Source organism: Streptomyces sp. NPDC028928 (assembly GCF_055564915.1).
In genome coordinates this window covers 178,834-190,531 of the sequence record NZ_JBVHVI010000006.1, presented here as the reverse complement: position 1 = coordinate 190,531, position 11,698 = coordinate 178,834, and the positions used below count along the sequence as shown (strand labels likewise).

At 73.7% G+C, this 11,698-nt stretch carries 13 protein-coding genes; 4 read left to right on the top strand and 9 right to left on the bottom strand.

Features of this window, described 5'->3' with window-relative positions; translation table 11 throughout:
* Positions 1–2: 2 nt before the first annotated feature.
* A complete protein-coding gene (locus tag ACZ4U1_RS16620; protein ID WP_467903825.1) occupies positions 3–854 on the bottom strand; it encodes an RNA polymerase sigma factor SigF in 852 nt (283 codons plus the stop codon).
* A 233-nt stretch (positions 855–1,087) separates the two neighbouring features.
* Positions 1,088–1,519: an ATP-binding protein gene (locus ACZ4U1_RS16615; RefSeq protein WP_467903823.1), complete on the bottom strand. Its 432-nt coding sequence runs from the start codon at positions 1,517–1,519 to the stop codon at positions 1,088–1,090.
* 126 nt (positions 1,520–1,645) lie between these two features.
* Here ACZ4U1_RS16615 and ACZ4U1_RS16610 point away from each other — a divergent pair, with 126 nt between their 5' ends.
* Positions 1,646–1,888, top strand: coding sequence for a hypothetical protein (locus ACZ4U1_RS16610; RefSeq protein WP_467903821.1), 243 nt, complete (start codon positions 1,646–1,648; stop codon positions 1,886–1,888).
* A gap of 300 nt (positions 1,889–2,188) precedes the next feature.
* Positions 2,189–2,647 (top strand): cyclic nucleotide-binding domain-containing protein, encoded by a 459-nt coding sequence (locus ACZ4U1_RS16605; RefSeq protein ID WP_467903819.1) that lies wholly within the window; start codon positions 2,189–2,191, stop codon positions 2,645–2,647.
* A 172-nt stretch (positions 2,648–2,819) separates the two neighbouring features.
* Here the strand turns inward: ACZ4U1_RS16605 and ACZ4U1_RS16600 are convergent, their stop codons facing one another.
* Positions 2,820–4,118 carry an MFS transporter gene (locus ACZ4U1_RS16600; RefSeq protein WP_467903817.1) on the bottom strand — a complete coding sequence of 433 codons (1,299 nt, stop codon included), beginning with the start codon at positions 4,116–4,118 and terminating at the stop codon, positions 2,820–2,822.
* An 84-nt stretch (positions 4,119–4,202) separates the two neighbouring features.
* The gene (locus ACZ4U1_RS16595; RefSeq protein WP_467903815.1) at positions 4,203–4,817 is read right to left on the bottom strand and encodes a LysE/ArgO family amino acid transporter; all 615 of its coding nucleotides are present in this window, start codon (positions 4,815–4,817) and stop codon (positions 4,203–4,205) included.
* A 69-nt stretch (positions 4,818–4,886) separates the two neighbouring features.
* Between ACZ4U1_RS16595 and ACZ4U1_RS16590 the strand changes: the two genes are divergently transcribed.
* Positions 4,887–5,771 (top strand): LysR family transcriptional regulator ArgP, encoded by an 885-nt coding sequence (locus tag ACZ4U1_RS16590; RefSeq protein ID WP_467903813.1) that lies wholly within the window; start codon positions 4,887–4,889, stop codon positions 5,769–5,771.
* Positions 5,772–6,051: 280 nt separating this feature from the next.
* Positions 6,052–6,303 (top strand): WhiB family transcriptional regulator, encoded by a 252-nt coding sequence (locus ACZ4U1_RS16585; RefSeq protein ID WP_467903811.1) that lies wholly within the window; start codon positions 6,052–6,054, stop codon positions 6,301–6,303.
* A gap of 69 nt (positions 6,304–6,372) precedes the next feature.
* Here ACZ4U1_RS16585 and ACZ4U1_RS16580 read toward each other — a convergent pair whose 3' ends face one another.
* From ACZ4U1_RS16580 to ACZ4U1_RS16560, 5 genes are all read right to left on the bottom strand, one after another.
* The gene (locus ACZ4U1_RS16580) at positions 6,373–6,822 is read right to left on the bottom strand and encodes a DUF6098 family protein (RefSeq protein ID WP_467903809.1); all 450 of its coding nucleotides are present in this window, start codon (positions 6,820–6,822) and stop codon (positions 6,373–6,375) included.
* Between the two features lie 116 nt (positions 6,823–6,938).
* Positions 6,939–8,774 (bottom strand): sensor histidine kinase, encoded by a 1,836-nt coding sequence (locus ACZ4U1_RS16575; protein WP_467903807.1) that lies wholly within the window; start codon positions 8,772–8,774, stop codon positions 6,939–6,941.
* Positions 8,771–9,478 carry a response regulator transcription factor gene (locus ACZ4U1_RS16570; RefSeq protein ID WP_467903805.1) on the bottom strand — a complete coding sequence of 236 codons (708 nt, stop codon included), beginning with the start codon at positions 9,476–9,478 and terminating at the stop codon, positions 8,771–8,773. The genes ACZ4U1_RS16575 and ACZ4U1_RS16570 overlap by 4 nt, the downstream gene beginning before the upstream one ends.
* Positions 9,479–9,509: 31 nt before the next feature.
* Positions 9,510–10,244 (bottom strand): L,D-transpeptidase family protein, encoded by a 735-nt coding sequence (locus tag ACZ4U1_RS16565; protein WP_467903803.1) that lies wholly within the window; start codon positions 10,242–10,244, stop codon positions 9,510–9,512.
* Between the two features lie 41 nt (positions 10,245–10,285).
* Positions 10,286–11,695: a M1 family metallopeptidase gene (locus ACZ4U1_RS16560; protein WP_467903801.1), complete on the bottom strand. Its 1,410-nt coding sequence runs from the start codon at positions 11,693–11,695 to the stop codon at positions 10,286–10,288.
* Between the last annotated feature and the right edge of the window lie 3 nt (positions 11,696–11,698).

Genomic DNA, 11,698 nt, shown 5'->3' with positions numbered 1-11,698 from the left:
GTTCACCGCTGGTCGGCGGGGCCGGGGCGGTGGCTGCCGAGCACCTCGTCGCGGACCCGGGCGCAGCTGCGGCTGATCAGCCGGGAGACGTGCATCTGGGAGATGCCGAGCCGGTCGGCGATGCGGCTCTGGGTCATGTCCTCGAAGAAGCGCATGTAGAGGATGGCCCGCTCGCGTTCGGGCAGCCGGCGCAGTCCCTCCTTGGCGGCCTCGCGGTCGACCACGACATCGTAGGAGGTGTCCGTGGCGCCGAGGGTGTCGGCGAGGCTGTAGCCGTCGTCGCCGGCGGAGAGTTCGGCGTCCAGCGAGAGGGTGCTGAAGCTCTCCAGCGCCTCCAGGCCTGCGGTCACCTCCTCCTCGCTGAGGCCGGTGTGGGCGGCGATGTCGGCGACGGTGGGCTCGGGGCTGCCGGGGTTCTGGGTGAGTTCCCGCCGCGCCACCCGGACCCGGTTGCGCAGTTCCTGCACCCGGCGCGGCACCCTGAGGGCCCACATCCGGTCGCGGAAGTGCCGCTTGACCTCTCCGGTGATGGTCGGCACGGCGTAGCTCTCGAAGGCGCCCCGGGAGGGGTCGAAGCGGTCGATGGCCTTGACCAGACCGAGCGCGGCCACCTGGCGCAGGTCCTCGACGGACTCGCCGCGGTCGCGGAACCGGCCGGCGATCCGGTGGGCCATGGGCAGCCAGGCGGTGACGAGTTCGTCGCGTACGGCGTCCCGCTCGGGGCCGTCGTCCAGCTCCGCCAGCCGGGCGAACAGCTCCGCGGTGTCCGGGGCGTCGTCATGGTTGCGCCGGGTGGGCGCCGCTGCGGCGGTGGCGGTCGTGCCGGGACGGCTTGTCGACATGTCGGTCAGCATGCGGAATCGCTCCTGAACGTGGTTTCAGGGCACGGCCGGAACGTCGGTTCCGGGTCCTGGCCCGAACGGTGGTGTCAGGGTTCGCCGCGGATGAGCCTCCGGGGCCCGCCGGGAGGGGCCCAGGCAGCGGTGGTGTCACCCGCGGGACGCGCGCCTCCGGTCCGAAGCACGAGATTCCGTCTGCCCCTCGGCCCAGCGGGCAAACGCGGCTGGGCGGAACTTCGAAAACCGCTTCAGCGCAGCGGCACGACGGCCGTGATGCACTTGCCGCCGCAGGGCAGCTCGGCCACCCGGACGTCCCGGGACAGCCGGCAGACGATGGGCCAGCCCCGGCCGCCGGGGCGGCCGCCGCGCTCGTCGCCGGACCGGTGGGCCACGGGGAGTTCGTCGCTGCGGTCGCTCACCGAGACGCGGACGCCGCCGGAGTCGACGTCGACGTCGAATCCGGTGATGCCGCCGCCGTGCAGCAGGGCGTTGGTGGTGAGTTCCGAGGTCACCAGCAGGGCGTCCTCGACGGCCTCGGCCGGGCACGGCAGGGCGCGGGCCCGGCACCGTTCGGTCATGACCCGCTCCACCGTTCTGCGGGCGTCGGCCGGCCGGCTCGGTATCCGGCGGCAGGCTTCCGGCAGGGTCGTGGCGGAGCGGGTCCGGTGCTTGTCGAGCATCCCTTCCTCCCTGAGCGGTGCCCGGATGACAGGGGTTTCTCCTTCTTTCGGCTGACCCTTCCGGGCGCCCTCAAACACCCTCGGTGCCGGTGTCATCACGGCGGACCGGGCGGGTACCCGACGGGCATGACCGATGTCGTGGACGCGGACGAGTTGTTGCGGAGGATCCGGCGGGGCTGCGAACGCGCGGCCGAGGAGGAGCGGGCCTGGCGGGAGCGGGCCCTGAGTCTGACCGCGACGGATCCGGAGGGCGCCCGGGAGGCGGCGGACCGGGCCCGGGCCTTCGAGGCGGTACTGCGGGTCCTGGACGAGATCGTCTGCCCGGGCAGGAGTCCGGCGCAGGCGGAAGGAGTGAAACAGGTCACCTGACCCGGTTTTCGGTTACCCAAAAGTACGGCAGGTGGTTTATCGTTCACACATACGTGATGCCGGAGCGGCGCGGAACCGTCCTTCCCCCCCTCCCCGCGTCACCGCATACGGCCCTGGCTGGTTTCCCCCGTCCAGCCAGGGCTTTTTGCTGTCCCGAGCGCGACACGCGGGCAAAGATCCGCTCCCCTCGACGTGCTCCGGGCGGTCACAGCGGCTGAAATGGGCTTGAGAGTCCGAAATGGGCCTGCCTGAGAGCACAGCACCCGAACCGCAACCGCCGCCGGCGAGGAGCCATGCGCCATGACCAAAGCGATCAAACTGCTCACCGCCCTCCCCCAGGCGCAGCGCGAGCGCCTGATGGAGCTGGCGAAGGAGGTCTCCTTCCCGGAGGACACCCGCATCTTCGAGGCGGGCGGCACCGCTGACCGGTTCTGGGTGATCCGCTCGGGCGCGGTCCACCTGGACACGCAGGTCACCTCCCGGCAGCGGGTCACCGTGGCCTCGCTCGGCGCGGGGGACATGCTCGGCTGGTCCTGGCTCTTCCCGCCGTACCAGTGGGACTTCGGCGCGGTGGCCTTCACCGACGTACGCGCCTACGAGTTCGACGGGCCGTCGGTGCTCGGGCTGTGCGTGGAGGACCCGCTGCTCGGGCTGTCGCTGGTGCGGACGGTGGCCGAGGTCCTCGCCCACCGGCTGGAGACGACCCGGGGAAAGCTGATGGAGCAGTACACGATGCGACGGCGCAGCGGCCCGCTCTAGGGGGTTTCGTTTGGATCAGGTCGGATCAGGCCGCGGCGTCCGGTGCGGTGCGTCGCAAGGCGGAGGACGACCCGCGTACGGGGCGTACTCGGGTGATCCGACAACGCGGCGAGGTGCCGTGCCGGGCGTCGCGGACCCGGGCCGATCCGAACGAAACCCCTAGGCCGTCCCGTCAGATGCGGTAGCGGCGCAGTGCCGGGACGGCGGCGGCCAGGGCCAGCATCACCACGACGACCAGGGCACCGCCGCCCGCGACGGCGGCCCGCGGGCCGAACGCCGAGCCGGCGGTGCCGTGCAGCACGTCGGCCAGGCGCGGCCCGCCCGCGACGACCACCGTGAACACCCCCTGCATCCGGCCGCGCATCTCGTCGGTCGCGGCCGACAGCAGGATGGCGCCGCGGAAGACCATCGAGACCATGTCGGCGACACCGGCCGCCGCGAGGAAGGCCACGGCGACCCACAGGTTCCCGCTCAGCCCGGACCCGGCGACGGCCGCACCCCAGCCGACGACCGCCCCGATCACCATCCAGCCGTGCCGGCGGGCCCGCGAGAACACGCCGGAGAACAGTCCGCCGAGCACCGCGCCGACCGGGATGCCGGCGAACAGCACACCGAGCGCGAGACCCTCGCCCCAGGAGCCGTAGGTGTGCGCGGCCAGCTCCGGGAACAGGGCGCGGGGCATGCCGAACACCATGGCGACGATATCGGCGAGGAAGGACAGCAGCAGCACCTTGTGCCGGGAGATGTACCGGAAGCCGGCCGCTATCTCGCGCAGTCCGGCCCGGCGGGCGGTGGCGCCGAGCGGCGGCAGCGCGGGCAGCCGGAAGACGGCCCACACCGTCACGCACAGCGCCAGCGCGTCGATCAGGTACAGCTCGGGCAGCCCGATGACCGGGATGAGCGCGCCGGCGAGCAGCGGGCCGGCCACCAGACCGGTCTGCATCACCGTCGAGCCGAGGGCGTTGGCGGCCGGCAGCTGCTCCGCGGGGACCAGCCGGGCGATGGAGGCGGTGCGGGCGGGCGAGTTGAGCCCGAAGAACGCCTGTTGCAGCGCGAGCAGGACCATGAGGACGACGACCGACTCCGTACCGGTGACGGCCTGCGCCCAGAACAGCAGCGAGGTCACCGCGATGCCGGTGTTGGTGACCAGCAGCAGCTTGCGCCGGTCCACGGTGTCGGCGACCGCCCCGCCCCACAGCGCGAAGGCCACCATCGGCAGCAGGCCGGCGAGGCTCGCGTAGCCGACCCAGGCGGAGGAGTGCGTGATGTCGTAGATCTGCTTGGGTACGGCGACGGCGGTGAGCTGGCTGCCGACGGCGGTGACGATGGTCGACGACCACAGGCGCCGGTAGGCGGGGATCCGCAGCGGGCGGGTGTCCATCGCCCAGCGGCGCCAGCCGCGGTGCGGCGGGTCCTCGGCCGCCGGCGCGCCGGTCGTGATCTCGGTGCTGCTGCTCTCGCTCGTGTCCACGGATGTCCTGGTTGCTCGTTACATCTTTTCTTTTCGAGAGCCTAACTGTCCCAGGATCTGCTGTGCGCGACGAACGAGTGTGCCTCAGGAGCCGGCGATCAGGGTGGCGCCCAGGGCGAGCATGGTGACGGCGACCAGGCCGTCCAGCACCCGCCAGGCACCCGGGCGGGCCAGGTGGCGGCCGAGCAGCCGGGCGCCGAAGCCGAGGGCGGCGAACCAGCACAGGCTGGCGAGCGCGGCACCGAGCCCGAAGGTCCAGCGCAGCGGGCCCCGGTCGGCGGCCAGGGAGCCCAGCAGGAACACGGTGTCCAGGTAGACGTGCGGGTTCAGCCACGTCATCGCCAGGCAGGTGAGCACCGCCCGGCGGCGCGACCCGGCCGCCTCGCCCTCCGCGCGCAGCCCGGTGCCGGGCCTGAGCACCCGGCGGGCGGCCAGGGCGCCGTAGCAGAGCAGGAAGACACCGCCGACGATCCCGACCGCCCGCACCGCGCCCGGCCAGGCCACCACCACGGCGCCGACCCCGCCGACGCCCAGCGCGATGAGCACCGCGTCGGACAGGGCGCAGATGCCGACGACGGCGAGGACGGCGTCCCGGCGCACCCCCTGCCTGAGGACGAAGGCGTTCTGGGCGCCGATGGCGACGATCAGGGAGAGGCCGGTGCCGAATCCGGCGGCCGCGGCGGTCAGGGCGTGGTTCATGCCGTCGACGCTAGGAAAACGCCGCTCTCAAGTACAGCTAAAGATTTTTACGTATCCTTAGTGCTCGTGATGTCAGAGCTGCCCCTGGAACAGGTACGGACGCTGCTGGCCGTGGTGGACGAGGGCACGTTCGACGCGGCGGCCGCTGCGCTGCACGTGACGCCCTCGGCGGTCAGCCAGCGGGTCAAGGCGCTCGAACAGCGCACCGGCCGGGTGCTGCTCCAGCGCACCAAACCGGTGCGGCCCACGGAGTCCGGCGCGGTGCTGGTCCGGTTCGCCCGGCAGCTCGCCCGGCTGGAGCGGGACGCCTGGGGCGAACTGGGGCTGAGCGGCAGCGGGGAGCCCAGGCGGGTCTCGGTCGCGGTGAACGCGGACTCGCTGGCGACCTGGTTCCTGCCGGCGCTCGGCCTCGCCCCGGGCCTCTGCTTCGAGCTGCACCGGGAGGACGAGGACCACACGGCGGCGCTGCTGCGCGAGGGCCTGGTGATGGCGGCGGTGACCTCCTCGCCCGACCCGGTGCCCGGCTGTACGGTGCGTGCCCTCGGCAGGATGCGGTATCTGCCGGTGGCCGCGCCCGAGTTCGCCGCGGCCCACCTGGACGGGCGGCTCCTGCCGGAGGCGCTGTCCCGGGCGCCCGTGGTGGCCTTCGACCGCAAGGACGACTTCCAGGACGCCTTCGCGCGCCGGCTCGGCCGCGGATCCGCCGGCCCGTTCCGGCACCATGTGCCCACCTCGGAGGGGTTCCTGGACACGGTCGCGGCCGGGCTCGGCTGGGGCATGGTCCCGGAGGTACAGGCGGAACCACTGCTGGAGCGGGGGCGGCTGGTCGTACTCGCGCCCGGCGAGTGGATGGATGTCACGCTCCACTGGCAGCAGTGGAAACTCGACTCGCCCGCACTGGCGGCCTTGGCCGACGCGGTGACGACAACGGCGAAGCGAGCGCTGCGCGGCTGAGCCGGACAGTGGCGCTGTGGTCCGGCAGTGACGTCAGTCTGCTCGAACTCCCCAGGGGCACAATCCAGTTGGGGACGCGGTGTCCTCCGTGCCCCGTCTGCCGGGCTGTTGGACGGGTGGGGTCATCGCGTGCCCGTTCCGATTCCCCACCGGTTCTGCCGTTTCACGCCGTCCCGACCGGTGACCCGAACCCGGAGAACGCGTCCGGAACGCGTGCGGAACGCGGTCGGAACGCGATGCGACAGGGCACGGACGACTTCGATCCGAGCAGGAGACTCCGATGGAGAATTGGCGCGACCATGCCGCGTGCCGTCACGAGGACCCCGATCTGTTCTTCCCGATCGGCACCACCGGGCCGGCGCAGGTGCAGAGCGAGCAGGCCAAGGCGGTGTGCGGGCGCTGCCCGGTCCGGGAGCAGTGCCTGGAGTGGGCGCTGGGTACGGAGCAGATCATCGGCATCTGGGGCGGTACGACCGAGCTGGAACGCCGGGCCCTCCGCCGCCGCGCCCGCTCCCGGCCGCGCTCCGGCTGACCGGCACGCAGGGGCTCGGCGGCGGGCAGGGGCTCAGCGGCGGGCAGGGGCTCGGCGGCGGGCAGGGGCTCAGCGGCCGCCGCGGCGCAGGGTCCCCCACTCCCGCTCCTGCCGGGCCACCTCCTTGCGGGCCGCCTCGATCACCTCGTCGGCGATCCAGCACAGCGGCTCGACGTCGGCCACGAGCGGCTCGTTGTCGGGGCCCCGGCCGGTCTCCCGGCCCCGCAGGACCCAGGGGCGGACGCCGGGGCCCTTGTCGTGCGGCAGGTGCGCGTAGTCGTAGAGCCGGCGCGCCACCCACAGCTCGACCGACCGGCCCTCCCACCAGTCCTCCACGTCGAGCGGGTTCGCGGACAGCCCCGGCATGGGGACGCCGGTCAGCTCGTCGGTGCTGGAGACCTTCTGGAGGTCGGCGCCCGGCCCCTTGGACCAGCGCACGTACAGGCCCCGCTGCCGTTCGACCAGGCGGGCCGCTTCGGCGAGCGTGGAGACGACCGGCAGGTCCTCCGGTGCGCTCATGGCATGACCTCCCTGTGCTGCGTGTCGCGCGACCGGAGTACCCCCGGCGCGCGCCGGAAATCGGATCTCGGTGTTCCGCTCTCCGGGCTCACATTGCTCCCAGGGCTCCAGGGCGCTCAGGGCTCGTCGCCGGGCGGCGGCACGGCGGGCAGCCGCAGGGTGAACACCGCGCCCGCCCCCGGCTCGCTCGCCACCCCGGCCGTGCCGCCGTGGGCGGCGACCAGGTGGCGGACGATCGGCAGGCCGAGGCCGCTGCCGCCGGTGCGGCGGCTGCGGGACTTCTCCGCGCGCCAGAACCGCTCGAAGACGTGCGGCAGGTCCTCGGGCGCGATGCCCGCGCCGGTGTCGGTGACGGTGAGCACGACGTCGTCGCCGTCCCGGCGGGCGGCGAGCGTGACGGTGCCGCCGGCCGGGGTGTGCCGCAGCCCGTTGGAGACCAGGTTCCCGAGAGCCTGCCGCATCCGCACCGGGTCGGCGTCCAGCCAGGCGGTGCCGTCGGCCCCGGTGCGCAGGGTGACCCCGGCCGCGTCGGCGGCGACCCGGTGGGCCGCGGCGACCTGGTCCAGTAGGTCGCCGGCCCTGAGCGGCTCGCGGTGCAGGCGCAGGGTGCCGGCGTCGGCCGCCGCGAGGTCCTGCAGGTCGTCGATGATCCGCTGGAGGACCAGCGCCTCCTCGTGCAGCGAGCCCAGCAGCGCCGGGTCGGGTTCGACCACACCGTCCCGGACCACCTCCAGCCAGCCCCGGATGTTGGTGAGCGGGCTGCGCAGCTCGTGCGCGATGTCGCTGACCATGGCCTTGCGCTGCGCCTCCAGGCGCTCGCGGCGCTCGGTCAGGTCGTTGAAGGCCTCGGCGAGGATGCCGGTCTCGTCGCGAGTGGTCACCGGCACCCGCACATGCCGCTCGGGCGGCGCTTGCGCGGCCAGGGTGAGCGCGCGCAGCGGCCGTACCAGCCGTACGGCGACGACGGCGGTCACGGCGACGGTGACGGCGAGGACCAGCCCGGCCACGCCGACCACCTTGGCCTTGTTGGCCGGTGACATGTCGAAGCGGGCCGGGTTCCGGTCGCCGATGCCGAGGAACAGCTCGGCCGGCGGGGCGGCATAGGGCTCCAGCTGGGTGCGGCGGGCGGTCTGGACGCAGCGCTGGGCCGCCCGCGCGGCCTCGCCGGTACCGAGCTTGGCGTACTTGGCGAGGAGGCGGCCGCCGCCGAAGGGGTCCTTGCCGCTGGGGTCGAAGGTGAGGAGGAGGCGCCCGCCGAGGTCCAGGCCGGCCTGGCGCAGGCAGGGCCGGGTCAGGTCGGCCAGAGTGTCCAGGGCCTTCTGCTCGGTCGGCGTGGGTGTGTCGAGCCGACCGTCCTCGCAGACCGTGGCGCCGTAGCCGGAGGGGTCGGCGCCGTCCGCCGTGGTGACCACCGGCCGCCCGCTCGCGGTCCGGGTGACGTCGGCCTGCAGGCCGTAGCGCTCGTAGCACTGCCGGCGCCGTGCGGCCAGCGCGTCCAGCTCGGCGCGTTCCCTCGCCGGGAGCCGGTAGGGGCCCACCACGCGCGGGTCGATGCCGCTGAGCTGGGCGCCGGTCTCGGTGTAGGTGTCGGTGCGCAGCGGGTCGACGGTGGCGGCGGGCCGGGGCGGCAGCGGGGTGCCGCGGGGCGCGGAGTCGGCGAGCGGGGTGCGGTCGGCGGTGGTGAGCGCGATCCGGCGTCCGGTGCGGGCGGCCAGCTCCCGCAGGGCGTGCCGGACCCCCGTCCAGTCCGGGTGGGTGGCGGCGTACCCGCTGAGCTGGGCGAGGATGCGGTTGTCGGCCGCGAGGTCCTGGCCCTGTTCCTCCTGCAGGGCGCGGGTGGTGGTGGTCACCGCGAGCCAGGCGGTGGCCGCCACCGAACAGACGGCGATCAGCGCGGAGACGAACAGCAGCCGGACGACCAGCCGCTTGCGCACCGGGATGCGGCGCCTCACGGCCGGGTGCCGGTCAGCTTGTAGCCGACGCCGAACACGGTGACCAGCCGTACCGGACGCCGTGGGTCGGGCTCGATCTTGCGGCGCAGGTTCATGATGTGGACGTCGACGGCCCGCTCGGTGGAGGCCCGGTCGAAGCCGCGGGTGCAGTGCAGCAGCTGGCGCCGCGTGAAGACCCGCTCCGGTTCGCCGGCCATGGCCAGCAGGATCTGGAACTCGGCCGGGGTGCACTCCACCGGTGCGCCGTCGCGGCGCACCTCGTGCCGTACCGGGTCGACGCTGATCCCGGCCGCCCGTACGACGGGATCCTCGCCCCGGGCTCCGACGCCCCGCCCGCTGCGCCGCAGGACCGTGCGGATACGGGCCATCAGCTCACGGGGGCTGTACGGCTTGGTCAGGTAGTCGTCGGCGCCGGCGTCGAGGCCGAGCAGCACGTCGTCCTCGGCGGCGCGGGCGGTGAGCATCACCACCGGGAGGTCGGGCTGTTCGGCGCCGCCGCGCAGTGCCCGGCACACGTCGAGGCCGTCGACGACGGGGAGCATCAGGTCCAGGACGAGGAGGTCGGGCCTGAGGCGGCGGGCGGCGTCCAGTGCCGCCGCGCCGTCGTGCACCACCGTGGCGGTGTGGCCCTCGGCCAGCAGTGAGCGGCGGATCAGTTCGGCCTGCTTCTCGTCGTCCTCGGCGACCAGCACATGTGCGCACACGAGTTCGGATCCTAGGGGCTGTCCGGGCGGCTCAGCGCGCGAGCCAGCCGGCGTGACCCATGACGACGACCGGGTGGCGCCCGGGGTCCAGGGTGCGCAGGAGGTCCTTCATGTGCGCCTTGGCGACGCTGACGCAGCCGTGGGTGGGCCCGCCGTGGTCGACGTGCAGCCACACTCCGCCGCCGCGCTCCGGTCCGAGCGGCCGGGTCCAGTCCAGGGGCGAGGTGCCGGGCCTGCGGTTGTAGTCGATGGCGATGACGTAGTCGAAGGAGCCCTCCAGCGGCTCGCCCTCGAAGCCGGTGCCGGGCGAGCGGAATCCGCCGGAGCGGTGGTACGGGAGCCTGCTGCCCGGGTCGGGGAGCAGACCGCCGGCGTCGGAGAGGGTGTGGACGCCGAGCGGGGAACGCAGGTCGCCGCTCACGTGGTGGGCGCTCCAGCCGCGCAGGGCGTTGTGCGCGGGCCAGGCGGGGCCCGCCTGCCAGCCGGTGGCGGTCCGCTGGTGCAGGACGACGGTGCAGAGCGGGGAGTTCTCGCCGCGTCCGGTGACGACGACGGCCTGCGCGCAGCGTTCCGGTATCGCCGCGGTCCGCCGGGGTCCGAGTCCTGGTATGCCCCGCGGTGCCGGCGGCGTGGCGGTCCCGGGGGTGGGCGCCGGCGCCGGAGGGCGGACCGCGGGCCGGCGCTCGGTCGCCTCGGCTCCGCCGCCGCAGCCGGTGAGCAGCGGCGGGGAGGCGAGGACGGCGAGAGCGGTTCTGCGTCGGATCATGAGCCGATCGTGACCGGTAGTTGTTTGGAACTGGTCAGGGATCAGGCGCTGTTCGGCTTGCCCGGCGCGTACAGCCAGGTGTGGAACAGCCCCTTCAGCTGCTTCCCCGACGTCTCCTCGGCAAGCCTCACGAACTGTGCGGTCGTCCCGTGCCCGCCGCGGTGCCCGGCCGTCCAGGCGCGCAGGATCCGGAAGAAGTCCCGGTCGCCGACGGCCCGGCGCAGCTCGTGCAGGGCCATGGCGCCGCGGGCGTAGACGGGTGTGCCGAAGATGTTCTTGCCGCTGCCCGGGTCGCCCGGCGGGTAGGCCCACAACTCATCGCTCACGGGCCGGGCGTAGAGGGCGTCGAAGGTCTTCTGGGCGCTGCGGCCGCCGTGCTGCTCGTCGTAGAGCCACTCGGCGTAGGTGGCGAAGCCCTCGTTGAGCCAGATGTCCTTCCAGGCGGTGAGGGAGACGGAGTCGCCGAACCACTGGTGGGCGCTCTCGTGGACGAGGGTGCCGAGGTCGGGTGCGGAGTCGTACAGCGGCCGGGTCTGGGTCTCCAGGGCGTAGCCGACGTCCGGGGCGTGGTCGACGACCGAGCCGGCGGCCCGGAACGGGTACGGCCCGAACAGCTTGCTCTCCCACTCCAGGACGGAGGGCAGCTTCTTCAGGACGGGTGCGGCGGCGCGCGCCTCGCGGGCGTCCACGGCGTTGTACACCTGCAGGCCGTCGCGGGTGGTGTACCGCTCGACCTGGAACGTGCCGATGGTGGCGGTGGCGAGGTAGGCGGCCATGGGCTGGGTCTCGCGCCAGCGGAAGGTGGTCCGCCCGTGGGCGGTGCGCTCGCCGAGCAGGACGCCGTTGGCGACGGCGGTACGCCCCTTCGGCACGGTGATCGTGAAGTCGTACGACGCCTTGTCCTTCGGGTGGCCGTTGGCGGGGAACCATGTCATGGCGCCCTGCGGCTCGCCCGCGACGAAGGCGCCGTCGTCGGTGGGGATCCAGCCGTCCGCCGAGCCGTCGGGGTCGGTGACCGGCTTCGGGATGCCGTGGTAGGCGACGGTGACGCGGAACTCCTGTCCCCGGCGCAGGGCGTGGCGCGGGGTGACGATCAGTTCCTGGCCGTCGCGCCGGAAGGCCGCCTCGGTGCGGTCGACGGTGACGGCGGTGACCTTCAGGCCTTTCAGGTCGAGGTCGAACCGGGTGAGCTTCTGCGTGGCGCGGGCGGTGAGCACGGCCGTGCCGTCCAGGCGGCGGGAGCCGGTGTCGTAACGCAGCGTCAGGTCGTAGTGGCGGACGTCGTAGCCGCCGTTGCCGCTGAGCGGGAAGTAGGGGTCGCCCGCGCCGGGCGCGCCGGTGGTGCCCGGCGCGGTGGGTCCGGCGGCGCCGAGGAGCGCCGCCACGGCGACGGGGACGGTGGCGAGCGTGGCGGTACGGCGTCGTGCGGGCTGTCTGCGGGGTGGCGTCACATG

What these genes read in the sequence shown, in the direction of transcription:
- ACZ4U1_RS16590 (WP_467903813.1), top strand. Translation starts at nt 4,887, where the DNA reads ATGTCAGAGCTGCCCCTGGAACAGGTACGGACGCTGCTGGCCGTGGTG.
- ACZ4U1_RS16605 (WP_467903819.1), top strand. Translation starts at nt 2,189, where the DNA reads ATGACCAAAGCGATCAAACTGCTCACCGCCCTCCCCCAGGCGCAGCGC.
- ACZ4U1_RS16610 (WP_467903821.1), top strand. Translation starts at nt 1,646, where the DNA reads ATGACCGATGTCGTGGACGCGGACGAGTTGTTGCGGAGGATCCGGCGG.
- ACZ4U1_RS16620 (WP_467903825.1), bottom strand. Translation starts at nt 854, where the DNA reads ATGCTGACCGACATGTCGACAAGCCGTCCCGGCACGACCGCCACCGCC.
- ACZ4U1_RS16595 (WP_467903815.1), bottom strand. Translation starts at nt 4,817, where the DNA reads ATGAACCACGCCCTGACCGCCGCGGCCGCCGGATTCGGCACCGGCCTC.
- ACZ4U1_RS16615 (WP_467903823.1), bottom strand. Translation starts at nt 1,519, where the DNA reads ATGCTCGACAAGCACCGGACCCGCTCCGCCACGACCCTGCCGGAAGCC.
- ACZ4U1_RS16565 (WP_467903803.1), bottom strand. Translation starts at nt 10,244, where the DNA reads ATGATCCGACGCAGAACCGCTCTCGCCGTCCTCGCCTCCCCGCCGCTG.
- ACZ4U1_RS16580 (WP_467903809.1), bottom strand. Translation starts at nt 6,822, where the DNA reads ATGAGCGCACCGGAGGACCTGCCGGTCGTCTCCACGCTCGCCGAAGCG.
- ACZ4U1_RS16585 (WP_467903811.1), top strand. Translation starts at nt 6,052, where the DNA reads ATGGAGAATTGGCGCGACCATGCCGCGTGCCGTCACGAGGACCCCGAT.